Source organism: Hyphomonas neptunium ATCC 15444 (assembly GCF_000013025.1).
In the GTDB taxonomy this organism is placed as follows: Bacteria; Pseudomonadota; Alphaproteobacteria; order Caulobacterales; family Hyphomonadaceae; genus Hyphomonas; species Hyphomonas neptunia.
Genome location: NC_008358.1, coordinates 2,853,638 through 2,878,638, shown reverse-complemented (window position 1 = coordinate 2,878,638; position 25,001 = coordinate 2,853,638). Strand labels below are relative to the sequence as shown.

Here is a 25,001-nt window from a genome sequence, read left to right as displayed (position 1 = left end):
AGGCCAAAGGCCGAAATCCGACAACCACGAGCGCGGTGTTCCGGGATGGCGGATTTCGCTTCGCTCTATCCGCCCTACGAGTCGCGAAGTGACTCGGTACTCCTGCTTTGGGTTGCTGGCGATGCCACTTCCGCTTAACGGTTATGTTTGTTTCAGCTGGGGGCAGGTCCATGAGAACTATGATCTTGAGCATCAGCTTTATGTTCGTCGCAGGCAGTGCAAGCGCCGACATCAGCTACATGGAAAGCGGGTACGGCATCACTTTTGAGGGTTGCGACTACGACAAGATCATCAACCTGAAGAACGGTTATGTGTGGGAGTGTTCGGAGTATGGTTACACATACCACTATGGAGAAATGACCGTTCTAGAAGTTAATGGCAAAAGCAAGCTTTGCGTAGGAGACCTTGAAGAAGCGCTTGAAGAGTATCCGGACGGGGATTGCTATGACGGGACACTCTATCAGATGAGGTGATTTTGTTTGGATTGTTGGTCTCTGACTGGATTGCTATACGCATCATAGGTTGGATTGAGACCGCAGGCCGGAATCCGACGCGCACCCAAATATCCAACAATGGCAGATTTCGCCTGAAACAAGTCCGGGGTCTATCCGCCCTACATCCGCTCCGGCACAGCAATCCCAAGCAGCTCCAACCCCGTCTCCAACTGGTGCCGCACGCCATCGGCCAGCGCCAACCGGCTCGCGCGCTTCTCGCCATCGGCCTCCGCCGCAATCGGCAACGCCGCATAGAAGCTGCTGAACGCCTGGGCGAGGCCGTAGAGATGTTCGCACAGGATATGCGGCATCCGCTTTTCGCGCGCGCCCAGAAGCGCCGCGCCAAAGCCGTCGAGCTGCAGCACCAGCGTGCGTTCGGCGTCTTCGGTAACCACCACCTTGCCCGCAGAATGGCCGTTCTCGGCGGCCTTGCGCAGCACAGATTTCACCCGCACGGCGGCATACATCAGGTAAGGCCCTGTCTTGCCCTCAAAGCTGGTGAAGCGTTCCAGGTCGAACACATAATTGGTCGTGCGCGTGTTCATCAGGTCCGAGAAACGCAGCGCCGCGACGGCCACTTTTTTCGCCACATCAAAGCGCTCGGCATCGCCCATATCTGCGGGCAGGTTGGCGGCGGAAAGTTTCTTCTCCGCCTCTTCCATCGCCATCGCCTGAAGATCAGCCAGCCGCAGTACGCCGCCTTCGCGCGTCTTGAAGGGCTTGCCATCGGCGCCGTTCACCGTGCCAAAGCCGATATGCTCCAGCTTGTCCTCAGCGATCAGCCCCAGCATCCCGGCGGCGCGGAACACCTGCTCGAAATGCAGCGCCTGGCGCTGGTCCACCACATAGAGCATCCGCTCGGGCGTGGTGGTCAGCGTGTCCATCCGGTCGAGGATCGTCGCAAGGTCGGTCGTGTGATAGCCCGTGCCGCCGCGGCTGTTGACCAGCATCACCGGCGGCATCTCTTTCTTGTCGGTCTCGCGGGCCACATGCACGATCAGCGCGCCGTCGCTCTCCTCGGCAAGGCCCGCCTGCTTGAAGCGCTCCACCAGGCCGGGGATCAGCCCGTCCACATCGCTCTCGCCCTTCCAGAGGTCAAACGACACATTGAGGAAGCCATAGTCGAGCTTCAGCGCCTCGATCGACACCTCGATGAAATGGCGCAGCAGCGCGCGATAGCCCGGCCGCCCGGCCTGCATTTCGGCGACAGCCTTCTGGCTGCGCTCATTGCGCGCCGCGTCGGCCTTCGCCTTGTTGCTGGCCTGTGGATAAAGCCGGCCCAGATCGTCAATGGTAACAGGCGGCTCAGCCGGGTAGGGGCCAGTATAGGCGGCGTCGAAATAGATGAGGCCGGGTTGTTCGTCATAAAGCTCGGTAACCAGGTGCCCCATCTGAAGGCCCCAATCGCCGAGGTGCACGTCAGAGGTCACCTCATCACCCGCAAACCGGCAGATCCGTTGCAGCGTATCGCCGATCACGGCGGAACGCAGATGCCCCACATGCATGGGCTTGGCGACATTCGCGCCGCCAAAGTCGATCACGGTCACGGCGGCGTCTGCGGCTTTCTCCGCCCCCGCCATCGCGTCCCCGCGCACGTGCTCGGCGCGCGCAGACAGCGCCGCGTCCGATACCCGCAGATTGATAAAGCCCGGCCCGGCGACTTCCGCCGACAGCACAGAGGCATGTTCCTTCAGCCGCGCGGCAATCTCCCCGGCAATCTCGCGCGGGTTCTTGCCGGCCGCCTTCGCCGCCGCCATCGCGCCATTGCACTGAAAATCGGCCAGCTCCGGCTTGTCGCTCCGGCGCACCTCGCCGAACCGCGCCTCAAGCCCCATTGCCTCAAAGGCGGCGCCAGCGGCCGCGGACAGGTTCTTCGCGAGGCTCGTCATGTCCTACTCCGACACGCCCGTGCCCGCATCGAGGCGGAATCGCTTGCCGGCGCGGTTGAATTCCAGCTGCTCGGTCGTCAGCTCGAAGCCCACCACAATCTCGAAGTTCACGCCCGAGATCGACGCATCGGCGCGCGGAATGGTGATGCGGTTCACGCGCTCGGACTTCGCCGTCAGGGTCTTGCCGCCAAACTCAGCCTGGCTGGCGAAGGTTTCCCGCGCCAGAACCTTGCCATTGCGGCGGGTGACGGCGACAAAATACGGATAGACATGGCTGTCGCCGCGCGCGCCGGCGCCCTTGCCATAGGCAAAATCGATCTCGATTTCGGCGTCCAGCGGGTTGTCATCGGTATAGCGGCAGAAGATGCGCACATCGGTGATCTCGCCGGTAAACTCGATGTCGGAGTAAAGCTCGCCCGCCCCGTCCACGAATTTCACATACCGGGCGGCGTCATACACTGACCCGATCACGGGGCAGGGGCCGGCATTCGGCGTTGTGTCCAGGCTCTGGGCGAGGCGGCTGCGGCAGCCGGTCACCGCCGTAGCGGCCAGGAGGGAAGCGGCGAGGAGAAGGGCAATTCTGCGCATGCGTCGGCGTGTCCATCTTGGCCTTGTGTAAAGGCCTGTCCATCTAATAAGCCTGCCCGTGTTAAAGGCCTTGCGGGCGCCGCGCAACGCATTCGGCGCAGGAGAAATACCCCAGATGACGACGAAACCCCCGCTTACCCTCCGCCTGGCCGCCCCGCGCGGCTTCTGCGCAGGCGTGGACCGCGCCATCCAGATCGTCGAGGAGGCCCTGAAAAAGTGGGGCGCCCCGGTCTATGTGCGCCATGAAATCGTCCACAACCGGCATGTGGTGGAGCGTCTGGAAGCCCTCGGCGCCATCTTCGTGGAGGAGCTGGAAGAATGCCCCGATGACCGCCCGGTCATCTTCTCCGCCCATGGCGTGCCCAAATCCGTCCCCGCCGAGGCCGGCCGCCGCAACATGATCTATGTCGACGCGACCTGCCCGCTGGTCTCCAAGGTGCATGTCGAGGCCGAGCGCCATTTCAACGCCGCGCGCGAGATTGTCCTCATCGGCCATGCCGGCCACCCGGAAGTCATCGGAACAATGGGCCAGCTCCCCGAAGGCTCCGTCGCCCTTATCGAGACCGTGGAGGATGCGCGCGCGTTCCAGCCCCGCGACCACGCCAACCTCGCCTTCATCACGCAGACAACCTTGAGCGTAGACGACACGGCAGACATAGTCGCCGCCCTCCAGTCCCGCTTCCCCGGCATCGCCACGCCGCACAAGGAAGACATCTGCTACGCCACCACCAATCGTCAGGAGGCGGTCAAAGTCTTTGCGCCGGGCGCAGAGCTTGTTCTGGTGATCGGTGCAAGGACGAGTTCAAACTCCGTCCGCCTCGTCGAAGTCGCCCTCCGCGCCGGCGCCCAAGACGCCAAGCTCATCGCCAGCGCCGACGACATAGACTGGTCCTGGTTCAACGGCATCACCACCCTCGGCCTCACCGCCGGCGCCTCCGCCCCCGAAGACCTCGTCCAAGGCGTCATCGAAGCCTGCCGCGACCGCTTCGAGGTAACGGTGGAAACCGTGAAGACGGCGGATGAAACCGTGACGTTTAAATTGCCAAGAGTGCTGGCGGGATAAATAAAAAATACCGCACACGCGGTGGCAGCAAGTTCAAGACTGTAAACATGACCGATAAAGACCCCAGCCCATCAGATGAGGCAGAAACCATCTCCGCGGAGACGTTCGGCTCACTCAATTTCGAGAGATTTATCTCGGATTTGGAAGTTGTAGACGCTCACTCCAAAACTCAGGAGTTGAAGAATTTGGATGCAGAGCTAACGGCTGAAGAACTGAAAGCCTACCAGTTGCTAAATTCAATTTTGCATATGAGTTTCCACCCGGAAGACCCTGCCTCTCCCTATGGTGCAATGTTGGTGTTAGAAAACCGGCGCTCCATGATTCCAAACGATCTTTCGTTGGCACAGGTTATCGAACTTGGCAAAGTCGCGACTTCTTTCGAGCACGCAGGCATCCGTGCTCGGGTTTCTGATATTGCGTGGCTACAAAATCGGCGACACCGCCAAATGGCAGACTTGGCAATTACATCGTATGCTGAGTGTGTGAATTCTGTTCTTTCGGGTGTTGGGCGACACGAATTTAGCGAATTGGGGGAGCTGAACTTCCAAACCATTTCTCTGTTACGAAGAGCTTTTCAAATTTCAAAGGCCGTCAAAGGCAAAAACGCTTTTCCTGAAGTGTTGGTAAAGTTGGTGCTTGATCTAACCGAGCGCGCTGAGCTGGACAATGATGCTAGCCTGTATGCTCGAATTCTAAATCTCGCATATGACTACAGCATTGGAGATGTTCACTCTTATGCGAAGAAAGCTGAGGCGGGCTCGCAATGGGAAGACATTGGACCACACGCAGCAAAAGAACTCCTTGATGTTGCAATTCGGGGATACAGACGATTTCAATTACCTGATGACGAAAATAGATGCCATTTTTCAAAGACGGAGAAGTCCGTAGAGATTGCGAATGCAGGTAAAACCTCTGCGATGTTTTCAGCATCGTGGCTATCAACTGCTATCTCAGAAGTTCGACTTGCTCGCGGCCCCGCAGCAAGACTTATGCACGAAGATCTGCGACTGAAGCTAAGGGAGGCTCAGGAACGCATTCACTTCGAAATGCAATCACATTCGACTGAAATTGATCTCAGCGATATTGCTGATCATCATCTCGCCCGCGTCAGCGGCCTTTCTTGGGGCCGGGCGTTGGCAAAAATTGCTACGTTATCCTTCTCACGAGACCCGGAAGAGTTAAAACAAGAAGCCCGAGAAATGATCTCGGAATTTCCGTTGTCATCAATCATGGGAGGCGAAATAGTAGATGGAGAGGGAAAAACCGTTGCTCGCCGTCCAGGCATAGGTGGCGGAGACGACGAAACAGCGATACTTTCGACAGTCGCACAAAACTTAACTCACCATAGAACCGTTATGGTATCTGGAGCATGGTTGCCAGTTCGTCGTGCCATCCAAGCGGCAACGACAATCGAGCAAGAAGATTTTCAGGTGATTTGCGATTCCAGTCCGTTTGTTCCAAACGGTTTCGAAGAAGTCTTTTCCCTCGGTTTTGCACGACTTTTTCAAGGCGACATGATTTCCGCGAGCAGCATTCTTTTGCCGTTGCTCGAGAACTCTCTCCGACATGTATTGAAGCTTTCTGGGAAAGACACTTCGAAGATCGAAGCTGACATGACCCAAGAAGACCGGTCTCTCTCGAATCTAATTGAACATTCGCGCTCTTCGCTGGAAGAAATTTTTGGCCAAGAAATCATATTTGAACTTGATCTTTTGTTCGCGTCTAGGCTCGGACCCGCGTTGCGTCACGAGCAAGCGCACGGCAAATTAACCGTCGGTCACTGTTACGGTGCGGATGTAGTCTACGCTTGCTGGTTCATTTTTCACATTACCTGCCTCCCTCTTTTGACAGACTGGAAGCCGATTGAAGATGAAATCAATACACGAGCAAAAGGTCGCTCAACTTCTTCTGAGGCAGATGACGAATCCACCGATCAATGAGCGAGCATATAAATAGGACGCTTAACTAAGTTAGTTACCGGCACAAAGAACGTTAAGTTCACGTCGGCGTACTATGGACCCTCACCAAATCCCCGCGCCAACGCCTGCCGCCATCCCCGCACCCAACTCGCGGCACTTCTCCAGCGCATCCACCCCCAGCACCTTCGGCGCGAGAATTTCCTCCGTCGTCTGAGCATGGGTGCAGAGGATCATCGGCGGCTGGGCTTCCTTCAGGCGCCAGCCTTTGCAGATGCGGGCGGCCTGGCGGGCCGCATTGGTGCCGTCTGAGCCCGCCGCGATCATCAGGGCATAGGGCCGCCCCTCGATCCGCCCGAGGACGGGGTAGTAGCAGCGGTCAAAGAACTCCTTCATTTCGCCGGTGAGGCTGGCGAGGTTTTCCGGCGCCGCGAACAGGTATCCATCCGCCCCCAGCAGGTCGCCGGGCTGCGCCGCGTTCGCGCGCAAGAGGCGCGGCGTGCAGGCCTCATCACCGCTTGCGCCCTCAAAGGCCGCCCGCGCCATCGCCTCGGCCGCCCCGGTGCGTGAATGCCAGATGATGAGAAGGTGTTTCATGGGGGCAGGATAGGGCGGGGCGGGGAGAGTGTCACCTTCTGCTCCCCTCTCCCCCTGGGGAGAGGGGCTGGGGGTGAGGGGGCGCAACGCTGGCGGTGGTCTGCTTGGCTCCCCCTCATCCCCAACCCCTTCTCCCCCGAGGGAGAAGGGGCTTAAGTCTCCGCCTCTCCACGCCCCAAACCCCGCGCCCGCCGCCCATCCCGCCGCGCCAAACCGCCGGGGGTGCGCGCCATGCGAGCTTCGTTCTGTCGTCCCACGCCGGTTCATCACCCCGGCGCGGGGCGGGGGCCTCCCCGGCCCCGGCATCGGAGGTGGAGAGCGTCGCGATCTCTCAACCCAACTGATCCATCATCGCACGCGGCGCATTCCGCCTCCGCCTGCCACATCGAGGTAAAACCGGAAGGGCGCCGCCCTGTCCGGCTTCTGGTGCTGGTTGAGATTCTTTTTCTGTGAATTTTGTTCATCATATGTTCCATTCGCGCAAATGCTGCGCTATGGTGGCGGCATGTCAGATTTGAGCATTGATCTTTACGTGGCCCTCCGCACCGCTCCCAGAACGGTGAAGAAGAGATACGCTTTGTCCCGCACGTCTATGGAAGGCGACGAGGGCACGCGCGAAATGGTGGACGTCGTGATGAAGATACTGGAGCGCTATAATATTGAGCCGAAGGCGCCGCCCCACGCCGGGCCCAAGTTTTACTGACCGGCAGGGGCTTTGCGCCCATAGGGGATTCCCCCGTTTTCCCGCCCGCCGCCTTCTGTCATAAGGCGGGCCATGACCGTCCAGATTGCCGCCCTCTACAAATTCTTCCGCTTCCCGGACTATGCCACGCGCCGCCAGGAGCTCGCGCAGACGCTGTGCGGCCTTGGCATCAAGGGCTCGCTGCTGGTGGCCGAGGAAGGCCTCAACGGCACCCTCGCCGGCACCCCCGAAGCCATCGGCAAAGCCCTCGACACCCTGCGCACCTTGCCGGGCGCCGAAACGCTGGAGGCGAAGTTCTCCGAAGCCGACGAGATGCCCTTCCTGCGCCTCAAGGTGCGCCTGAAGCGCGAGATCGTCACCATGGGCGTGCCCGGCACCGACCCCAATGATCTCGTCGGCACCTATGTGAAGCCGCAGGACTGGGACGCGCTGATCTCAGACCCCGACACCGTGCTGATCGACACCCGCAACGATTACGAAGTCGCCATCGGCACCTTTGAAGGCGCCATCGACCCACAGACTGAAACCTTCCGCGAGTTTCCAGACTGGTTCCGCGAGTTCCGCGCCAAACTCGAAGCCGAAGGCCGCAAGCCCAAGATCGCCATGTTCTGCACCGGCGGCATCCGCTGCGAGAAGGCGACGAGCTTTGTGAAGGCCGAGGGCATCGACGACGTGTTCCACCTGGAAGGCGGCATCCTCAAATATCTCGAGACCGTGCCCCCGGAGGGCAGCCTCTGGCGCGGGGAATGTTTCGTGTTTGACGAACGTGTCTCGGTTTGTCCCGATTTGTCACCGGGCAGTCACGTCCTGTGTCATGCCTGCGGCCATCCTGTCTCGGAAGCGGCGCGGGCTGACCCGGCTTATGTCGAGGGCGTGTCGTGTCCGCACTGCCTTGATAAGATGACAGAATCCCAGCGCGCCCGCTTCGCCGAGCGCCAGAAACAGATCGACCTCGCCAAAGCGCGGGGAGAGGCCCATGTCGGCCCGCGCCCGCCGAAAAAGGCTGCGGAAAAACCCGTTTAATTCCAGGGATTAAACCGCCGCGGAATCGCCGGCGGCGTACCCTCCTCATCGCCCTCATCCCGGCTTTCCGGCAGCGGCGGCAGCTCCGGCTCATCGTCCAGATGCGGCATGCCCTCGGGCAGGTCTTCCGTCCCGTCGATGACCAGCGCGCGCGGCTCCGAAGGCGCTGTTTCTACAGGCTTTTCTTCTGGCGGCGTCATCGTTTGCGTGCCCGCAAAGCCCACCCCATAGGGGATGCCCGACAGCGAAAACCGCTGCTGCATCGGGCTCTGCGCAGGGGTAGGTTCAGGCTCGGGATCTGCCGCAAACGCAACAGGTTCAGGCTCTGGTGCAGCTTCAGGCGCCACCAGCGCAGCGGCCTCCTCCATCGTCTCCTCCGGCGCCGCCTCAAGCTCGGCCTCCGCCTCGGCCTCGGCCTCTGGCTCAGCTTCCTCCTCACCGCTCTCCTCGGTTTCGGCATAGGCCGCCGGCAGGGGCGCAGGTGCGGGTTCAGAGACAAGCTCCGGTTCAGGTTCAGGCTCGGGCTCTGGTTCCGGCTGCGGCTCTGGTTCTGCAGCAATCAGGTCAGGTTCAGGGGCCGCGGCAATCTCCGGCCCGGCCATGGGCGCAGTGTTGTTGATCTGGTCGGCCAGCGTGGCAACGGCCGCCGTGATCGCCGTTTCGCCGTCCATCGAGACGGTCTCATCGGTCAGTGTCTCGGGCTCGGGCTCAGCTTCGGGTTCAGGCGCTGCAGCCTCCGGCGGGGGCTCATCAGCCGCTTCCAGCCCGGCGAGCAACGTGCGGATCGCCTTCTCGGCGCCGCGCGCATGGCGGTGGGCCTCGCGGAAAAGTTCCCCGATGAATTGGGCATAGGGGCGCCCGGCGCTGTCTTTCTCGTCGGCGATTTCTTCCGGGCTGCAGGTCTCGATTTCGCGGCCCACAGCATCGGTCAGCACCACGCCGTGCGGCTCGGGCGTCAGCACGACGCGGTAGCCCTCGGTGTCATGCACGATGGTGCCGTTCTCGCCCTCGATCCAGGAGACGCGCTGCTTGCGCGTCATCTCGCTGAGCTTGTCGATCAGTTTCTTGGTCGAAGGATGCAGCATTCTTTTCCCGCCTTCTCATCCGTTTTTGTTCATCACCGCGCCTAGGACTAGCCGGTCAGCGCAGAAGATTCAAACCTTGCATCCACGCCAGAGGGCGAGGCGTGTGCATTACATTTTCATCAACCATCTTTCGCGTCACAGGCGAGCAATTTCAGGGCACCGGAGGCAGGAATGTCTGGCGGGCCAGCAGGGGGTTATCTCCGGCCCCGCTGAATTCGAGGCGGAAGCGGTCCGCTTCGCAGATGAGCGTAATCTCGCCAGCGGTCTCGGGCGCGGCGCAGGTGGCTGTCAGCTCGGCCGGAGCATCGCTGAGGCGGCTGCGTCCCGCGCGTAGCTGGCCGGGGCCGCTGACATCGGGAGAGGTTGTCGCCACCGCCCCGGCATAGCCCCGCGTCCAGTCCGGCGTCACGATATAGAGCGGCGCGGCGCCGCCCGTTTCGCGGATGTGGAAGGCAGGCGTATCCGGATCGGAAAGGGTGATTACCTCCAGCTCCGGAAAGGCGCGCTCCATCGCGGGCACGGTGAAGGGGGTCTGCGCGCTTAAGCCCCCTGCGCCTTCGGGGCCGATCGTGTGGGCCGGGGCGCCCGTCTCATCCTGCCCGGCCCGGCCTTCGGGCGTGCCGCAGGCAGCAAGGATCAGGGCAAGGGCAAGCGATACCGGGCGGGTCATGCCCTCAGTCTATGTCGGAAGGCTCCGAAGAGAGAAGGTCTCTCACGTCTTTTCTCACTTCGGCGATGTCCTGGATGAAGGTCTTCACCGGCTGGTCCTCGATCACACGCAGGTCGGTCCGGAAGCCGCGCACGACGCGGTCCGGAGAGACCAGCAGATAGCTGGGCGTCCAGCTGATCTGCAGCAGGCTGCGAAGGCTGGCATCGGTATCGAGGACGACAGACGGGATCGTGTAGCCGGCGGAGGCGAAATAAGCCTCCAGCGAACCGTACTTTCCGTACAGTTCTTCCGGTGTTGCCCGGTTGGCGTTGGCCGGAACATGGATCGAGACGAAATCGAGGTCCGGGTCCTGCGCAATGGCGCGGGCGAGCGCGTCGACATACGGCCCATCGGCCACACAATCTGCGCACCAGGCGCCCCACACATCAATCACCGTCCAGCGGTTGATGCTGGCGGAGCTGAACGTGCCACCATCGGACGTTGGCGCCGTAAACTCCGGCAGCTTCTGGCCGAGGAGCGCATACTGGAACGGGCGGCCATAGCTGTCGCGGTAAACGCCATCGCCCTTCGTATCGGCTGCGCCGGTCGGCGGGGCGGTGTTCTGGGTGATGAAGCCCTGCGCCTTGGGGCCGGTATCGGTTTCTTCTGCGGGCGCCGAAGCTGCAGCGGGCGCGCTCTCGGTTGAGGGCGCCGGGCCGCAGGCGCTGAGCATCAGGGCGGCGGCGAGAATGAGGGGGAAACGCTTCATCGGCTTTACTCCAGTAATGCCGGTTACGCTGCCATCAATGGCTGGCGGTAAGAAGGCAGCAATTCTGAACCCACCCATAAGCAAAAGGGCGGCCCGAATGAGCCGCCCCTCGCAATACGTGTCTGTCTGGCTTCCGGCGGAGACCGGAAATCAGGCTCAGCTGTAGATTTCGAACAGGCCGGCTGCGCCCATACCGCCACCGATACACATGGTGACAACGCCCCATTTTGCGCCGCGGCGCTGACCTTCGAGCAGGATGGATCCGGTGCAGCGTGCGCCGGTCATGCCGAAGGGGTGGCCGATCGAGATCGAGCCGCCGTTCACGTTGTACTTCTCAGGATCAATGCCGAGGCGATCGCGCGAGTAGAGGCACTGCGAGGCGAACGCTTCGTTCAGTTCCCAGAGGTCGATATCGTCGACCTTCAGGCCATGACGCTCCAGCAGACGCGGCACTGCGAAGACCGGGCCGATGCCCATTTCGTCAGGATCGCAACCGGCAACGTTGAAACCAGCAAAACGGCCGAGCGGCTTCAGGCCGCGCTTTGCCGCTTCCTTGGCTTCCATGACGACCACAGCCGCGGCGCCATCGGAGAGCTGCGAGGCGTTACCGGCAGTGACGAACTTGCCCTGCTTGATGACCTGGCCACCGGAGAACACCGGCGGAAGGCCAGCCAGGCTCTCATAGGTCGTGCCGGGACGGTTACAGTCGTCACGGTCAGCGATCACGTCCTGGAAGGTTTCTTCCTTGGTCTCTTTGTTGACGAGGCGCATCTTGGTTTTCATCGGCACGATTTCCTGTGCCATGTAGCCTTTCTGCTGGAACTCGGCCGTGCGGCGCTGGCTCTCGGCAGAATACTGGTCCTGGTGTTCGCGGCTGACATTGTAACGCTCGGCAACGATCTCGGCCGTTTCGATCATCGTCATCCAGATGGCCGGCCAGGTCTTGGCCAGTTCCGGCTCGAAATACTTGTAGCGGTTGGACTGGCCCGAACCCTGAACGAGGCTGATGCTCTCCACGCCGCCGCCAACGGTGACCGCTGCGCCTTCATGGATCACGGTGTGCGCGGCGTTTGCGATGGCCTGCAGGCCCGAGGAACAGAAGCGGTTGATGGTGGCGCCAGACGTGCTGGACGGGCAGCCAGCGGCGAGCGCGGCGTTACGGGCAACGTTGTGGCCGGTAGCGCCTTCCGGCGCGGCGCAGCCGAGGAACACGTCTTCAACCGCAGCGGCTTCAACGCCGGCGCGCTCGAGCGCGCCCTTGATGGCGTGGCCAGCCATGGTGATGCCATGGGTGTCATTGAGGGCGCCGCGACCGGCTTTGGTCAGGGCAGTACGGGCTGTTGAAACGATTACGGCTTCACGCATTGGCTTCCTCCTGGATGATGCTTACGTCTTTGTGCGGCGCACCCTAGTGAGTGAATTTCCGTAAGGCCAGCCTTCCGTTGACGTAAACGGGCAGTTCAGATCAAAAAAAGCCCGCCAGGTTTTACCGGGCGGGCTCTTGTTTTGCGAGAGGCAGTGTGTGGGGTTACGCGGTAACCTTCGGCTTGGGCGCCGAGGCTTTCACCGCCTCATCCACATAGGCTTCGAACTTCTTGAAGTTCTCGACGAACTCTTCGGCCAGTTTCGCCGCCTGCTTGTCATAAGCGGCCGGGTCAGCCCAGGTCGAACGCGGATCGAGGATCTTGGCGTCCACGCCCGGCACAGAAACCGGCACGAGGAAGCCGAACGTCTCATCCTTGCGGAACTCGACCGTGTTGAGCGAGCCATCAAGCGCGGCGTTCAGCAGCGCGCGCGTTGCTTTGATCGGCATCCGGTTGCCCTGGCCATAAGGCCCGCCGGTCCAGCCGGTGGAGACCAGCCAGCAATCCACATTGTAACGCGCGATCAGCTCGCGCAGCAGGTTGCCATATTCCGACGGGTGACGCGGCATGAACGGGCCGCCAAAGCAGGTGGAGAAGGTGGCCGAAGGCTCGGTCACGCCTTTCTCGGTGCCCGCGACACGCGCGGTATAGCCGGAGAGGAAGTGATACATCGCCTGCGCCGGCGTCAGCTTGGCGATCGGCGGCATGATGCCATAGGCGTCAGCCGTCAGCATGATGAGGTTTTTCGGCTGGCCGCAACGGCCCGTCAGCGACGCGTTCGGAATCGCTTCGATCGGATAGGCGCCGCGCGAATTTTCCGCCAGCGCCGCCGAGTCGAGATCGAGTTCGCGCGTTGTCGCGTCCATCACGACGTTCTCGAGCACCGTGCCCCACTGTTTCGTGGTGGCAAAGATTTCAGGCTCGGCCTCGGCCGACAGCTTGATCATCTTGGCGTAGCAGCCGCCTTCAAAGTTGAAGAGACCGTTCTCCGACCAGCCATGCTCATCATCGCCGATCAGTGTGCGCGAAGCGTCTGCCGAAAGCGTCGTCTTGCCGGTGCCTGAAAGGCCAAAGAAGATCGCCGCATCGTCCTTGTCAGATGTGTTGACCGAGCAGTGCATCGGCATCACGCCCTGGTTGGGCAGCAGGTAGTTGAGGATCGTGAAGACCGACTTCTTCGTTTCGCCAGCATAGGAGGTGCCGCCGATGAGCACGAGGCGCTTGGCGAAGTTCACCGCGATCACGGTCTCGCTGCGGCAGCCATGCTTGGCCGGATCGGCGCGGAAGCTCGGGCAGTTGATGATCGTGAATTCGGTCTTGAAGCCAGAGAGCTCATCCGTTGTCGGAAGGCGCAGAAGGTGGCGAATGAAGAGAGAGTGCCAGGCAAACTCGGTCACCACAGTGACGGGCAGGCGATAGTCGAGATCTGCGCCGCCGAAGAGGTCCTGCGAATACATGTCCTGCTTGGCGAGGTGCGCTTTGAAGTCCGTCCACAGAGCGTCGAACTGCTCGGGCGTCATCGAGGCATTGTTGTCCCACCAGACGGTTTTCTCGGTCGTCGCGTCGCGCACCGTGAACTTGTCTTTGGCGGAGCGGCCCGTGTGTTGCCCGGTTTCGACCACCAGCGCGCCGCCCTTGGCAACGCGGGCTTCGCCGCTGGCAACGGCCGTTTCATACAGGCGTGCCTCGTTCCAGTTTTTCTTAATGGATTTTGTCTGCACACCCAGCTCGGCCAGGATTGCTACGGTATCGCTCATTACGCTGTCCTCGAATTTTTGCGAACTCTTAGGGCGCCCCGGCCCTGCCACCATAGGGGTCATTAGCGCTTGGTGAGAAGCTTTTGCAACATCCGTGCCCATGCGAATTTGGCTGCGGCGCAGCATTTCGCATAGTTACGAATGTAACGGCAGGGATGTCCGCCGTTGTCAAATTTTGGCACCGGTGTCATTCGGAAATTGGCTTGCGTCGGGGCAAGCTGCCTGTGCGGGACTGGTTCATTCAGGCACAGGGACCGGCCCGCAGAAGGCCGGGCTCAGTCGGGCTGGTAGCGTAGTGCCCAGGTGACCGTGAAGATCCCGTCATCGTCCAGACCCCGGACCGGCAGAGCCTGTGGCTCGGCCCATTCCAGACCCAGCGTGGCGAAATCCTTGTAAGCGATGCGGGTGCCGATGCCTGCCGAGCTGAGATCGAAATCGAACCCGCCATTGGTCAGCAGGGTGCCGTCGGCATAATCGGCGAACACGTAAATCTCGCTGCGGGAGAACAGGCCGTCGTCCAGCGGGCGCCAGGCGGGCTCGAACGAGACGGCGTATCCCTTGTCAAAGCCCAGAAGGCCGTTGCTGAACCCCCGGCCATATTCGATGCCGCCGATGATCAGCCGCTCGTTCGCGGGCAGAATATCATCTGTCCACTGCCCGGACGCCTTGAGGCGAAGGTAGAGGCTTTCTCCGATCACCTGCACCAGGCTGCCCGATCCGTTGAGCTTGCTGAACTGAATGTCTGATCCGAAGACGGAGGAGGTGGAGTCGGCAAAATCCAGCCCCTGAGCGAGCGACAGGTTCGCGCTGGCAGACCGTTTGGCCTCTACCCAGGACGCCTTGGCGCCGAGGCGGGCTGCGGAGATGTTCTCATTGGCGATCACCGAGCCAAGGGCGGTATTGGTGCTCTCTGTGCGGTCAATCGCGGCGTTGACGGAAAGCTCCTGTTTGAAGTTCAGGATAATCGGATAGGACAGGCTCGCCGTCAGGAAGTTGGCGTCGCCCTTGATGGGGATCGCGTCGGGGCGGGTGTCCTGATAGGCGCCGGCGGCGGCCAGCGTCAGGCCGTCTGTACCGATCGGCGTTGTGTATTGCAGGCTGGCAGACCGCGACTGGCTCCCGTCCGGGGTGGACGAGATGCGTCCGCGCAGGGCGTCCCCGGCGCGCAGCTTGCTGTAGAGAAAGCCCGACGCGCTGATGCGGCCGGAATCAATCAGACGGGATTCGCGGTTATCATAGCCGACCGCAAAGCCGTCCTTCTTGTCTTCCACATCCAGCACCAGGATAACGGCGCCCGGCACATCTGACGTTCGCAGGCCCGGCGTCACCTTTACGCCTTCCGCCCGGCGGGCGAGCGTCATGCCGCGTTCAAAGCTTTCCCGCGTGGCGGGGCGCTCGACCAGCAACGGGCGAAGATAGCCGCGCAGCTGCCGGCGGTCGGAAATTTCTTCATCTGTCCGTGTAATGACTTCGGCCACATGCCCCTCGGCAATCAGCACCTCGACCACGCCGTCTGAAAGGTCTTGCGCCGGGATGGCCAGCGTGAACAGGGCCACGTCGGACTTCTTGTACGCCTCGCTCATGACGGCGGCGAGTTGTTGCAGGGTTTCGGTGTCTGCGGGTCTGCCGAGGAAGGGCTGGGTCGCATCGGCGACCACAGACGGCACGTCGGCGCCCTTGAACTGAATGCCGCGAATGGGAACGGCGGTCGCGCTCGGGGCAGAGGCGGCGACATCGGTCACGCCGCGTTCGGGTTCTGCGGTGCCATCGGGCTGGATGACAGGCGTTTCAGGGCGCGAGCCGGGATTGAGCCGCTCATCGGGCAGTGTCTGCGGCGCGGCCAGGCCGGCAGGACTGTAAAGGGAAGAAAGCGCCACGCTCATCAAAAGGAATTGCGAGAGTTGAACGTGGCGCTTCTTCATAGGGTCTTCCGTTTTGTCAGGGGGTTAGTTCCAACCGCCACCGAGCAGCCCACCCAGAACTCCGGTGACACCAGAGACAACAGGATCGAGCGGCGTTTCGGGGGCTTCTTCATTTCCGGAAAGGATGTCTTCGACCGGCTCTGTCAGCCCGCCGAGTGCACCTTCACCTGTAAGCAGGTTTTCAACAGGCTCGGTCACGCCGGTCAGCAGACCACCGCCGGAGAGCAGCCCTTCAACCGGGGCTGTAACGCTTCCGAGATCGCCGCCGCCGCCAAGGACGCCTTCGATCACACCGGTAACATCCGACAGACCGGCATCGCCCAGCGCGCCGTTCACGGCGCCGGTAACCGGGCCGAGATCAACGCTTGCCAGGTTAGCAACGTTCAGGGCGGTGTCGCTGTCGGGAGACAGGTCGGCGTTCAGCAGAGAGGTGCCAGACGCAATGCCGACTTCAGCCAGCGAACCCATTTGCTGATCGGGTGACAGAAGGCTGAGCCCGATCAGGGAGCTGCCGCTGTCGTCGCCAGCAAGTGTGCCGCCGCCAAGGCCCGCCGTCAGGAGCGGAGACACCGACGAGGCCAGTCCATCAATAAGCGGGGTGCCATCGGTACCGAACGCTTCAAGCGCGCCGCCAACGCCCGTCAGCGTCTGCGTCACCGCGCCGGTAACACTGGCAAGCTCGGTGGGAAGGTTTGCCTGGCCGAGCGCGCCATCGAGGCCGGCACTGACCGACGTGATGAGGTTGCCGCCAGATGCGCTGACATCAGACACGACCGGGAGGCTGGTGGAAGGGTCGCCAAGATTGGCAAGGAGGCCGGTGCCGCCAACGCCCGAGGGGCCGACAAGGCCGCCCGTCGCGATCAGTCCTGTATTTCCAAGGGCAAAGTTGCCGCCGGGCTCACCTTGCTCGCCTTGCGCGCCGGTGGGGCCCGTTGGGCCAGAAGGACCAGACGGTCCGGCAGGGCCAGGGACAGGGACACCCGAGCCGCCATTTGAGCCGTCGCTCCCGTCACCGCCGTTTTGGCCGCTTCCGCCGTTTGAGCCGCCGGGACCGACGGTTCCGACGCTGGCATAACGGGTGTGGCCGTTGGATTCGCAGGCCGCAATTGCTGCAAGGGCAACAAGCGCAATCGCTGTCATGGGCATTTTAAGCATTGATCACTCCTCCGTGGATCGACACGCTGGCCCAGCCGGAGAAGGAAACTGCTTGGCTAATGCTCCGACGCCAGCATTCCTATCTTGCAGAGAATGATATTTCCTAAATTTGGCCGTGCTTAGGTCGATTTTGTTGTTTTTTTTTACCAAGCGCCCATATATTGCAGCGCATCACGCAAAAAAAGCCATTTGAATCATCAGCTTCTGGTGGAACGTTCCGAAGCAAGGGATTAGCCCGAAATATCTATTAGAAATTGGAATGTTTTTTAAGTTCAACAACAAAGGGGCAAAATTGAAGGCCCCGCGTTATCCTTTACGAAATGGGATCAGCCCTGCGCCCTCAGCCAGTCTTTGATGGGACTTGTCAGTCGATCGGGCAGGTCAGCGAGGTCAAACCAGCCCCAGCCGCCATGCTTTTCCGGCTCCATCACCTCAGGCTCGCCCGAAATGATCCGCGCTGAATAGACGGGGGCCACCCAATGGCGTCCATCACCGGCGTCAATCGTCTCCGCGATGCAGGCGAGCCCTGTCAGCTCGATCTCGATGCCCAGCTCCTCGAGGATCTCGCGGCGGGCGGTATCTTCGGCCCGCTCGCCGAAATCGATCTTGCCACCGGGCAGGCCCCAGGCGCCCGCTTCGGGCTGTTTCAGGCGCTGGATCAGGAGGAGGCGGCCCTGCGCGTCAAGAATGGCCGCGCCGCAGCCGGCTTCGACAGGTTTTGTCATGGCGATGTCCTGAACTGTCCGGTTTTGTCCTGATCTGTCCCGGATATGACATCTCCTGTCGGGTGTCAGGTACAAAATCGGGCACAAAAAAAGACACCCGGAACCGGGCTATGCAGGCCCAGGTCCGGATGTCTTCGCCTCGGTTCAGGGGTACGAGGCGAGGGGTCAGGTATCAATCTGCCGCGATGGCGCCCACGACCAGGCCGATGATTGCGCCGGTCGCCACGGAGGCGAGGATGGCGTCACCGCTGTCATTGTCGCGAACCCAGTGATAGCCGCTCGGCGGCGCGTAAAGACCATGCCGGTCATACTGGTTGATATACACCGTGCGCGGGGCATAGCCGTAATAGCCGCCGACATCATAACGCGGGGAATAGCCGCGATAGTAATGCGGGCCATAGGTGCGCCCGTAGGTGACGGTCACAGACGAACGCGGCGGCGCATAATAGGCGCGCGGTGGCGGGCTGTAATGATAGTGCGGCTTGTAGTTGTGCCGGTAGTGATACTTGTGATCGCGCTTATGGCCACGCTTGTAGCCGCGATCATGATCCCGATCATATCCGCGATCGTATCCACGGTCATAACCGCGTTTGCCCCGGCCGCGATCGTCGCGATCAGCATAAGCGAGCGGCGCGATCATGAGACTGGCAGCCGTGGTCGCCGCGATGAGGCGCGTAAAGGATTTGTTCAGGCGCATGGCGCTTGCTCCATCTTACGGGTTCCGGCCACAGGCCTTTGCCAGTGACAGGCGAGCTGGGATATCCAGCATTGCAGGTTGATTTGTGCGGGAGTTTGCCTGAACTCCCGCTGAACATAGCCTTCAGGAATCGGGTCATGGCAGAATTCGGCGATCTGCGGATTTCAGACGCAATAACGGTTCCCGCCTGGGAGCTGAGCGAAGCGTTTGTCCGCGCGTCCGGACCGGGCGGCCAGAATGTGAACAAGGTGTCCAGCGCTGTGCAACTGACCTGGCATGTCCAGGCGTCGTCCCTGCCGGCGCCGGTCAAGGAGCGGTTTGCCAAGCTCTTTGCCAGCCGCATCACGGCTGACGGGCGCCTGATGCTGGAGGCGAGCGAGCATCGCAGTCAGGTCCTCAACCGGACCGCCGCGCGTGAGCGTCTGGCCGAGATGATCCTGAAGGCGTCCGTACCTCCAAAGCGGCGCGTAAAAACCAAGCCGACCGCCGGCAGCGTGCGCCGCCGCATTGCCGCCAAGAAGCGCCGCAGTGAAGTCAAATCACTGAGGGGCAGTGTGGATGGGGACGAATAGGCCGGCATCGGCCCGCGCGCAGGGAATTGCGGCGATCTGTGTTCCTGTGCTCTGCTTTATCGACTAAACGCAATTTTTCGCAGAGTTGATTTGTTTGAATTCGGGATTGGACGACCATGCATCTTGAGAAGCGCGTTCTGATTACGGGCGGGGCCGGGTTTATCGGCTCATTCCTCTGCGAGCGGCTGCTGGAGGCGGGCGCCACGGTGCTTTGCCTCGACAATTTCTTCACCGGCACACGGATGAATGTGGCGCATCTGATGGGCCATCCCCGGTTTGAGCTGATGCGCCATGATGTGTGCTTTCCGCTCTATGTCGAGGTGGACGAAATCTACAACATGGCCTGCCCGGCAAGCCCGGTGCATTATCAGTTCGATCCGGTGCAGACGACCAAGACCAGCGTTCACGGCGCCATCAACATGCTGGGCCTGGCCAAGCGCCTGAAAGCCAAAATTCTTCAGGCCTCCACATCGGAAGTCTATGGCGATCCCGTAATCCATCCGCAGACGGAAGAGTATTGGGGCAACGTGAACCCCATCGGGCCGCGTTCCTGCTATGATGAAGGCAAGCGTTGCGCCGAAACGCTGTTCTTCGATTATCACCGCCAGCATGCGCTGCGGATCAAGGTCGCCCGTATCTTCAATACCTATGGGCCGCGGATGCATCCCAATGACGGGCGGGTCGTTTCCAACTTCATTGTTCAGGCCCTGAAGGGCGAAGACATCACGCTTTATGGCGATGGTTCCCAGACGCGCAGCTTCTGTTATGTCGATGATCTTGTGCGCGGCCTGATAAGTCTGATGGAAACCCCCGACAGCGTGACCGGCCCCATCAATATCGGCAATCCGGGGGAGTTCACCATCCGTCAGCTGGCCGAAACCGTCATCGACCTGACGGGCGCCCGGTCAAAGCTCGTATTCCGGCCGCTGCCTCAGGACGACCCGAAGCAGCGCCAGCCTGACATCACCAAGGCCCGCGAAATCCTGAAATGGGAGCCGTCGGTCGAGTTGCGCGACGGCCTTTCCAAGACCATCGCCTATTTCGATACGCTGCTGGCAGACCGGAATATGAAGGTCTGATCAGCCGGCGATTTCGGCGCGGATAACTTCGTCGATCTTGGGAAGATTGGCGCCTTCGATGGCCTGATCGCCGACGAAATAGCCAGGTGTGCCGCCAACATTCAGCGTGCGGCCGAGCGCCTGCATGTCAGCAAGCTGGTTCTTCACGCTGTCCGATTTCATGTCTGCGCGCATGCGCTGGACATCGATGCCGAGCTGCATGGCAAGCTCGTCGATCTTCTGCTCTGTCAGCTCATCGTTTGATTTGAGGGCCATCAGGGCAAGGTGCATGTCGATGTATTTGCCCTGGCGGCCGGAGGCGAGCGCGGCAAGGGCGGCGGTCTCGCTGATGTCGCCGAAGATCGGATATTCCTTGAACACGACGCGGACCTGGCCGTCATAGGTCTCGGGCAGGTTTGCAGTCCATTCAGCAGACCGTTTGCAATAGCCGCAGCGATAGTCAAAAAACTCGACGACCGTCACGGCGGCGTCTTCCGGGCCGACAAAATAATCGTTGCTGTCATTGTAGAGGGCGTCCTTGCTGTCGGCGATGGCGGCCTGTGTGGCGCTGGCCTGGGCGAGGCGTTCCTTCTCGGTGAGGGCGACCAGCGCCTCCTCAATGATCTCGGGATTGGCGAGGATGTATTCCCGCACGATTGTCTCGATTTCGGCCTTGTCGGGTGTACCGCCGCCCTGCGCGCAGGCAGGCAGCAGGGCAAGGCCCGCAAAGCCGAGCGCGAGAAAGGGTGTGAAGCGGAGCATACGGTTCATAGTGAAGAATCCCTGATTTCAGCTCGCCGGACTATAGGCACCGGGCCGGGCGCGTCCACCCATCCTCACAGAGGGTTTACCCGCCCTTTTACCAGGGTTGCTGGCGCGAAAAGTCGCCGAACGGCATCTCTCTGGCGGATGTGTCGATCGAGAGGCGCTGCCCCCGGTTATACCGCTCATAGAATTGACGGTTCTCGGGATTGCTCGGATCTGTGATCAGCAGAATGTCGTCGGCCCGGCGGAAATTCGGCGTCCCCCGATCAAGTTGGTCGACGGCCCGGCGGGCAAATGCATTGGCGCGGACAATATCGCCGACCCAGTAAGCTGACTCGGCGGTCGCCAACTGAGCCTCAGGACGCTGGCCCTGCTTTTCCATCGTGATCGCCAGCTGTGCCCAGGCAAAGGCATTGTCCGGCTCGGCGATGAGCGCGTCGCGCAGCGCCGTTTCTGCCAGCTTGAAATCGCCCTCTTCGCCGCGGGCATTGAGGGAGCGGCCATAGTTGATGAGCAGGAGGGGCTGGCCAGGTTTCAGCTCGAGGGACCGTTTGTGCGGCTCGACCGATTCGGCGACGCGGCCGCTCTCGAACAGGATCTGGCCCTTCAGTTCATGGAAATACGGATTGTCCGGTTCCTCGGCGAGCAGCGAGTCGATGTCCTTCATGGCGCTCTGGATGTCTGCTGCCAGATAGGCGGCGATGGCCCTGGCATAGCGGGCAGGCTGGCTCGTATCGGTTGCCGGATAGTCCCGCCGCACCTTGAGAGGCGAATCCAGGAAGCCGACCAGCTTGGCGCGCAGCATCTCGTATTGCTTCTGCTCGCGCTCAGTCGGCTGCACGTCCATCAAGCCGGTCGCTTCGGCAAGGCTGCGGGTTGTGCGGATACGGTCAGATGCCAGCGGGTGGGCGCGGAAATAGGGATAGCGGCGCGCTTCCGACATCACTTCCTGATAGCGGAAGTTCTCGAAGAACTCGACGATGCCCGCCGGGGACTGGCCAAGGGCGGCCAGGTATTTGACGGCGTGGGCGTCAGCGGAGGCTTCTTCCGGCCGGGTGTGGGTAAAGAAGTTCGCGGCGGCAAATTGCTGCGAGCTGCCGATCAGGGCGGCGCCGGCGCCGCCTTCACCTGCGGCAATGGCGAGAATCCCCAAGCCGATAGAGAGCAGCGCCGGCCGCATGGCCACGCTCGCCGCGCGGGCGCGCGAGACGGTGTGCCCGCAGGCAATGTGGCAGGTTTCGTGGGCGATGACGCCTTTGATCTGGCCGGGCGTCTCGGCGGCTATCATCAGGCCGGTGTGGATGTGAATGCGCTGTCCGTTGCCGACAAAGGCGTTCAGAGACGGGTCGTTGATGATGTAGATGCCAACATCGGCAGGCACGAGGCCCGACACTTCCAGGATCGGGTCGGTCCACTCGCGGATTGTCTCTTCGATCTCCGCGTCGCGGATGATGCTCTGCGCCGATGCGCTGAGCGCCATGATCGCCGAAGCGGCAACAGCGGTTACAATCTTGATGACTTTATGTGCCACGAAGCGGCTCCTGTGGTCATTACGATGACCGGTTTAGACTAGGACTTTGCCAAGCGTATGGCGAGGCGCCGTCTGCGGTCTAACGGATTTGTCAGAGTTCGCCTGACGCGAAAGTGAACGTCAGGGCCGGATCGAGGCGGACGCCGGTCTCCATTCCTGGGACAATTCCGGTCACGGGCGGGACAAGAGCGGTCAATCGGAGGCCATTGAGGTCCAGTTTCAACCGTATCAGCGGCCCCGTCATGCGCGCCGAAAGCAGGGTGGCGCGAACTGGAGAGGCCGTGTCGATCAGCACGCCTTCCGGACGGACGAGGATCAGCGCCTCCGGCGCTTGCCCGTGGAGAAGACCTGGCGGAACAGCGCTTGCGCGGAAGCGGTTGACCGGGCCGAGCGCGCCGGCGACGGCGGCACTGGCCGGCCGGGTGTAGATCTCGTGGGCGGGGCCTTCCTGAAGCAGCTTGCCCTGGCTGAGGATCGCGATGCGATCGGCGTGTTCGAGGGCTTCGGCGGGATCATGGGTCACGAGGAGGGCGGGAATGCCGGCGGCGCGGATGGCGTCGAGGGCGGCGTCCCGCACGCTGTCGCGCAGGCTGGGATCGAGGCCCGAGAAGGGTTCGTCCATCAGGATGGCGGAAGGCTCCGGCGCCAGGGCGCGGGCGATGGCCACGCGCTGTTGCTCGCCGCCAGAGAGCTCGTGAGGATAGGCACCCGCGCGTGGCTCAAGGCCCAGCCGGGCAAGCCAGGCTTGCGCCCGGTCAGCGGCTTCGGTTTTTGGCAGGTGTTTGAGGCCGAAGGCGACGTTGCGGGCGGCGGTAAGATGGGGGAAGAGAGCAAAGTCCTGAAAGATCAGGCCGATGCGGCGCTTCTCGGCGGGCACGGTGCGGCCGGGGGCGGAGAGGACTTCCTCGCCGATGCGGATTTCGCCTTCATCGACACCTTCCAGGCCCGCGAAAAGGCGCAGGAGCGTCGACTTGCCCGCGCCGGAACCGCCCAGCAGGGCTGTGATCTGGCCGGGCGGCAGGGTGAGGCTCACCCCGTCAACGACGGCGCGGTCACCATAGCGGCGGGTCACCTGATGGGCAGAAAGGGCAGCGCTCACTGGGTTTCACCGGGACGGGAGCGCGAGAGCTGCCAGGACAGGAGGATCACCGGCACAAGGCCCGCAAGGGTGATCAGCAGCGAGGGTAGCGCGGCGGCGGCGAGGCGCTCGTCGCTGGCATAGGCATAGGCACGCACGGACAGGGTATCCCAGTTGAAGGGTCGCAACATCAGGGTAGCCGGGAGTTCTTTCAAGGCCTCGACGAAGAGGATGAGGGCGGCGACCGCAGCACCGGAAAGGGCGATGGGGAGGTCAACTTCAAAGGCCTGGCGGGACGGGCTGGCGCCAAGGCTGCGGGCGGCGTGGGAGAGGGAGGCGGGCGCGCGGGCGAGGGCGGCGGCCATCGGCTCGGTGCCGGCGGCGGTGAAGCGGGCGGCATAGACCCAGGCGAGGGCGATGAGGGCAACGCCGCCGGAGAGTGTCAGCGGCAAAAGGCCAATGATTGCAAGGGCGCCGAGCGCAAGGACGGCGCCGGGGATGGAATAGCCCGAGATGGCGCTGGCGCGGGCGAAGAAGGCGGCGGGGCCTTTGGCGCGGGCGGCCAGCACGATCATCAGGGCGAGGATAAAGGCAAAGACAGCGCCCGAACCGGCGAGGATGATGGAGTTGCCGAGCGCGTCCCAGATCGGCGCGGCGCCGGGGCCAGTCTCGACACTGCGCCAGACAAGGCGTCCCACAGGCAGGCCAAAGGCTGCCAGAAACAGGACAAGACAGGACACACTCGCGCCAATCGCGGACAATCCGGTCAACTGCGTGCGCGAAACATGGCGCCAGCGGATGGAGGATTGCTGGCTGCCCGCGCGGCCCCGCCCCCAGCGCTCGGTGACGATCAGGACCGCGATCAAGCCGATCAGCACAAAGGCAAGACGGGCCGCGGCGGCCGGCTCACCAAAGCTTTTCCAGGCACGCACGATGCCGAAGGTGAGCGTGGGCACGCCAAGGAACTCGGCGGCGCCATAGTCGGCCGCCGCTTCCATGAGGGCGAGGGCGAGGCCGGCGGCGATGGCTGGGCGGGCCGCAGGCAGCGCGACCGACCAGAAGCTGCGGCCGGGGCCAGCGCCAAGGCTGCGGGCCGCCTCAAGCGCGCAGACCGACTGGGAGACGAAGGCCGAACGGGCGGTGAGGTAGACGTAGGGGTAGAGCGTGCAAGCCAGTACGAAGGCGAGGCCGGGCAGGGAGTTGATGTCGGGGAACCAGTAGTCACGCGCCGACCAGCCGGTGGCTTCGCGCAGGGCCGACTGAACCGGCCCGCCAACGCCGGCAAGGTCTGCCCAGGCATAGGCGAGCACATAGCCCGGCGCGGCCAGCGGCAGGATCAGCAGCCATTCAAAGACGGCGCGGCCCGGGAAGCGGAACATGGTGACAAGCCAGGCCGATGGCACGGCGAACAGCAGGCAGAGCGCGCCGGTCAGTGCCAGAACCGACAGCGTGCCGCCGAGATAGCGCAGGAGCAGGGTTTCGCGAATGTGGGTCCAGGCGTCGCCCGCGCCGTCAAACAGGCCGGCGAGCAGCACCATGACGACGGGCACAGCAATGACGATGCCGGCGACGAGCGCCGGCATCTGTCTGGAGAGTGGAAA

23 protein-coding genes are annotated in these 25,001 nt (G+C 62.2%); 7 read left to right on the top strand and 16 right to left on the bottom strand.

From position 1 onward, the window contains the following. Positions 1–185: 185 nt before the first annotated feature. Complete coding sequence (locus HNE_RS13435) at positions 186–473, top strand: hypothetical protein (RefSeq protein ID WP_148205895.1); 288 nt, start codon at positions 186–188, stop codon at positions 471–473. Positions 474–613: 140 nt separating this feature from the next. On the opposite strand, the gene argS is transcribed toward HNE_RS13435, so the two are convergent. Together argS and HNE_RS13425 are read right to left on the bottom strand one after the other, a co-directional pair. Further along, a complete protein-coding gene (gene argS / locus HNE_RS13430; protein ID WP_011647692.1) occupies positions 614–2,383 on the bottom strand; it encodes an arginine--tRNA ligase in 1,770 nt (589 codons plus the stop codon). A 3-nt stretch (positions 2,384–2,386) separates the two neighbouring features. Next, positions 2,387–2,971 carry a hypothetical protein gene (locus HNE_RS13425; RefSeq protein ID WP_035592130.1) on the bottom strand — a complete coding sequence of 195 codons (585 nt, stop codon included), beginning with the start codon at positions 2,969–2,971 and terminating at the stop codon, positions 2,387–2,389. Positions 2,972–3,086: 115 nt separating this feature from the next. Between HNE_RS13425 and ispH the strand changes: the two genes are divergently transcribed. Further along, entirely contained in the window at positions 3,087–4,034 is a 948-nt protein-coding gene (gene ispH / locus HNE_RS13420) for a 4-hydroxy-3-methylbut-2-enyl diphosphate reductase (RefSeq protein WP_011647690.1), read from the top strand. A gap of 47 nt (positions 4,035–4,081) precedes the next feature. Continuing rightward, positions 4,082–5,974, top strand: a complete 1,893-nt coding sequence (locus HNE_RS13415) for a DUF4209 domain-containing protein (RefSeq protein WP_011647689.1) — start codon at positions 4,082–4,084, stop codon at positions 5,972–5,974. 81 nt (positions 5,975–6,055) lie between these two features. Here HNE_RS13415 and HNE_RS13410 read toward each other — a convergent pair whose 3' ends face one another. Beyond that, on the bottom strand, positions 6,056–6,547 hold the full coding sequence (locus HNE_RS13410) for a flavodoxin family protein (RefSeq protein WP_011647688.1): 492 nt from the start codon (positions 6,545–6,547) through the stop codon (positions 6,056–6,058). A 577-nt stretch (positions 6,548–7,124) separates the two neighbouring features. Between HNE_RS13410 and HNE_RS19025 the strand changes: the two genes are divergently transcribed. Both HNE_RS19025 and HNE_RS13405 read left to right on the top strand, forming a co-directional pair. Then, complete coding sequence (locus HNE_RS19025; RefSeq protein ID WP_267878697.1) at positions 7,125–7,250, top strand: hypothetical protein; 126 nt, start codon at positions 7,125–7,127, stop codon at positions 7,248–7,250. Between the two features lie 72 nt (positions 7,251–7,322). Beyond that, positions 7,323–8,273: a rhodanese-related sulfurtransferase gene (locus HNE_RS13405; protein ID WP_011647687.1), complete on the top strand. Its 951-nt coding sequence runs from the start codon at positions 7,323–7,325 to the stop codon at positions 8,271–8,273. Here the strand turns inward: HNE_RS13405 and HNE_RS13400 are convergent. The 9 genes from HNE_RS13400 to HNE_RS13360 all read right to left on the bottom strand — a co-directional run bounded on the left by HNE_RS13400 (position 8,270) and on the right by HNE_RS13360 (position 18,396). Continuing rightward, on the bottom strand, positions 8,270–9,358 hold the full coding sequence (locus HNE_RS13400) for a hypothetical protein (RefSeq protein WP_011647686.1): 1,089 nt from the start codon (positions 9,356–9,358) through the stop codon (positions 8,270–8,272). The genes HNE_RS13405 and HNE_RS13400 overlap by 4 nt on opposite strands. 151 nt (positions 9,359–9,509) lie before the next feature. Further along, complete coding sequence (locus tag HNE_RS13395) at positions 9,510–10,028, bottom strand: hypothetical protein (RefSeq protein WP_011647685.1); 519 nt, start codon at positions 10,026–10,028, stop codon at positions 9,510–9,512. Positions 10,029–10,032: 4 nt separating this feature from the next. After that, positions 10,033–10,776 (bottom strand): TlpA family protein disulfide reductase, encoded by a 744-nt coding sequence (locus HNE_RS13390; RefSeq protein WP_011647684.1) that lies wholly within the window; start codon positions 10,774–10,776, stop codon positions 10,033–10,035. Positions 10,777–10,932: 156 nt separating this feature from the next. After that, positions 10,933–12,141 (bottom strand): acetyl-CoA C-acyltransferase, encoded by a 1,209-nt coding sequence (locus HNE_RS13385; RefSeq protein ID WP_011647683.1) that lies wholly within the window; start codon positions 12,139–12,141, stop codon positions 10,933–10,935. A 163-nt stretch (positions 12,142–12,304) separates the two neighbouring features. Next, complete coding sequence (locus HNE_RS13380) at positions 12,305–13,897, bottom strand: phosphoenolpyruvate carboxykinase (protein ID WP_011647682.1); 1,593 nt, start codon at positions 13,895–13,897, stop codon at positions 12,305–12,307. A gap of 275 nt (positions 13,898–14,172) precedes the next feature. Beyond that, on the bottom strand, positions 14,173–15,819 hold the full coding sequence (locus HNE_RS13375) for a ShlB/FhaC/HecB family hemolysin secretion/activation protein (RefSeq protein WP_011647681.1): 1,647 nt from the start codon (positions 15,817–15,819) through the stop codon (positions 14,173–14,175). 24 nt (positions 15,820–15,843) lie between these two features. After that, positions 15,844–16,974: a collagen-like protein gene (locus tag HNE_RS13370; RefSeq protein WP_011647680.1), complete on the bottom strand. Its 1,131-nt coding sequence runs from the start codon at positions 16,972–16,974 to the stop codon at positions 15,844–15,846. 326 nt (positions 16,975–17,300) lie between these two features. After that, complete coding sequence (locus HNE_RS13365; RefSeq protein ID WP_011647678.1) at positions 17,301–17,699, bottom strand: NUDIX hydrolase; 399 nt, start codon at positions 17,697–17,699, stop codon at positions 17,301–17,303. A gap of 172 nt (positions 17,700–17,871) precedes the next feature. Beyond that, on the bottom strand, positions 17,872–18,396 hold the full coding sequence (locus tag HNE_RS13360) for an RcnB family protein (protein WP_011647677.1): 525 nt from the start codon (positions 18,394–18,396) through the stop codon (positions 17,872–17,874). Between the two features lie 137 nt (positions 18,397–18,533). Here HNE_RS13360 and arfB point away from each other — a divergent pair, with 137 nt between their 5' ends. Next, positions 18,534–18,968, top strand: a complete 435-nt coding sequence (gene arfB, locus HNE_RS13355; protein ID WP_011647676.1) for an alternative ribosome rescue aminoacyl-tRNA hydrolase ArfB — start codon at positions 18,534–18,536, stop codon at positions 18,966–18,968. Between the two features lie 116 nt (positions 18,969–19,084). Then, complete coding sequence (locus HNE_RS13350) at positions 19,085–20,047, top strand: UDP-glucuronic acid decarboxylase family protein (RefSeq protein ID WP_011647675.1); 963 nt, start codon at positions 19,085–19,087, stop codon at positions 20,045–20,047. On the opposite strand, the gene HNE_RS13345 is transcribed toward HNE_RS13350, so the two are convergent. The 4 genes from HNE_RS13345 to HNE_RS13330 form a co-directional block, all read right to left on the bottom strand. Beyond that, positions 20,048–20,797 carry a DsbA family protein gene (locus HNE_RS13345; protein WP_049755143.1) on the bottom strand — a complete coding sequence of 250 codons (750 nt, stop codon included), beginning with the start codon at positions 20,795–20,797 and terminating at the stop codon, positions 20,048–20,050. It abuts the gene before it with no gap. An 88-nt stretch (positions 20,798–20,885) separates the two neighbouring features. Continuing rightward, positions 20,886–22,322 carry a M48 family metalloprotease gene (locus HNE_RS13340; protein ID WP_011647673.1) on the bottom strand — a complete coding sequence of 479 codons (1,437 nt, stop codon included), beginning with the start codon at positions 22,320–22,322 and terminating at the stop codon, positions 20,886–20,888. Between the two features lie 91 nt (positions 22,323–22,413). Then, a complete protein-coding gene (locus HNE_RS13335; RefSeq protein ID WP_011647672.1) occupies positions 22,414–23,421 on the bottom strand; it encodes an ABC transporter ATP-binding protein in 1,008 nt (335 codons plus the stop codon). Then, positions 23,418–24,983: an ABC transporter permease gene (locus HNE_RS13330; RefSeq protein WP_011647671.1), complete on the bottom strand. Its 1,566-nt coding sequence runs from the start codon at positions 24,981–24,983 to the stop codon at positions 23,418–23,420. The genes HNE_RS13335 and HNE_RS13330 overlap by 4 nt, the downstream gene beginning before the upstream one ends. Between the last annotated feature and the right edge of the window lie 18 nt (positions 24,984–25,001).

Excerpts from the sequence above, each read along its gene's own strand:
- argS (WP_011647692.1), bottom strand. The coding sequence starts at position 2,383 with ATGACGAGCCTCGCGAAGAACCTGTCCGCGGCCGCTGGCGCCGCCTTT.
- HNE_RS13425 (WP_035592130.1), bottom strand. The coding sequence starts at position 2,971 with ATGCGCAGAATTGCCCTTCTCCTCGCCGCTTCCCTCCTGGCCGCTACG.
- ispH (WP_011647690.1), top strand. The coding sequence starts at position 3,087 with ATGACGACGAAACCCCCGCTTACCCTCCGCCTGGCCGCCCCGCGCGGC.
- HNE_RS13415 (WP_011647689.1), top strand. The coding sequence starts at position 4,082 with ATGACCGATAAAGACCCCAGCCCATCAGATGAGGCAGAAACCATCTCC.
- HNE_RS13410 (WP_011647688.1), bottom strand. The coding sequence starts at position 6,547 with ATGAAACACCTTCTCATCATCTGGCATTCACGCACCGGGGCGGCCGAG.
- HNE_RS13405 (WP_011647687.1), top strand. The coding sequence starts at position 7,323 with ATGACCGTCCAGATTGCCGCCCTCTACAAATTCTTCCGCTTCCCGGAC.
- HNE_RS13400 (WP_011647686.1), bottom strand. The coding sequence starts at position 9,358 with ATGCTGCATCCTTCGACCAAGAAACTGATCGACAAGCTCAGCGAGATG.
- HNE_RS13395 (WP_011647685.1), bottom strand. The coding sequence starts at position 10,028 with ATGACCCGCCCGGTATCGCTTGCCCTTGCCCTGATCCTTGCTGCCTGC.
- HNE_RS13390 (WP_011647684.1), bottom strand. The coding sequence starts at position 10,776 with ATGAAGCGTTTCCCCCTCATTCTCGCCGCCGCCCTGATGCTCAGCGCC.
- HNE_RS13385 (WP_011647683.1), bottom strand. The coding sequence starts at position 12,141 with ATGCGTGAAGCCGTAATCGTTTCAACAGCCCGTACTGCCCTGACCAAA.
- HNE_RS13380 (WP_011647682.1), bottom strand. The coding sequence starts at position 13,897 with ATGAGCGATACCGTAGCAATCCTGGCCGAGCTGGGTGTGCAGACAAAA.
- HNE_RS13375 (WP_011647681.1), bottom strand. The coding sequence starts at position 15,819 with ATGAAGAAGCGCCACGTTCAACTCTCGCAATTCCTTTTGATGAGCGTG.
- HNE_RS13370 (WP_011647680.1), bottom strand. The coding sequence starts at position 16,974 with ATGCTTAAAATGCCCATGACAGCGATTGCGCTTGTTGCCCTTGCAGCA.
- HNE_RS13365 (WP_011647678.1), bottom strand. The coding sequence starts at position 17,699 with ATGACAAAACCTGTCGAAGCCGGCTGCGGCGCGGCCATTCTTGACGCG.
- HNE_RS13360 (WP_011647677.1), bottom strand. The coding sequence starts at position 18,396 with ATGCGCCTGAACAAATCCTTTACGCGCCTCATCGCGGCGACCACGGCT.
- arfB (WP_011647676.1), top strand. The coding sequence starts at position 18,534 with ATGGCAGAATTCGGCGATCTGCGGATTTCAGACGCAATAACGGTTCCC.
- HNE_RS13350 (WP_011647675.1), top strand. The coding sequence starts at position 19,085 with ATGCATCTTGAGAAGCGCGTTCTGATTACGGGCGGGGCCGGGTTTATC.
- HNE_RS13345 (WP_049755143.1), bottom strand. The coding sequence starts at position 20,797 with ATGAACCGTATGCTCCGCTTCACACCCTTTCTCGCGCTCGGCTTTGCG.
- HNE_RS13330 (WP_011647671.1), bottom strand. The coding sequence starts at position 24,983 with ATGCCGGCGCTCGTCGCCGGCATCGTCATTGCTGTGCCCGTCGTCATG.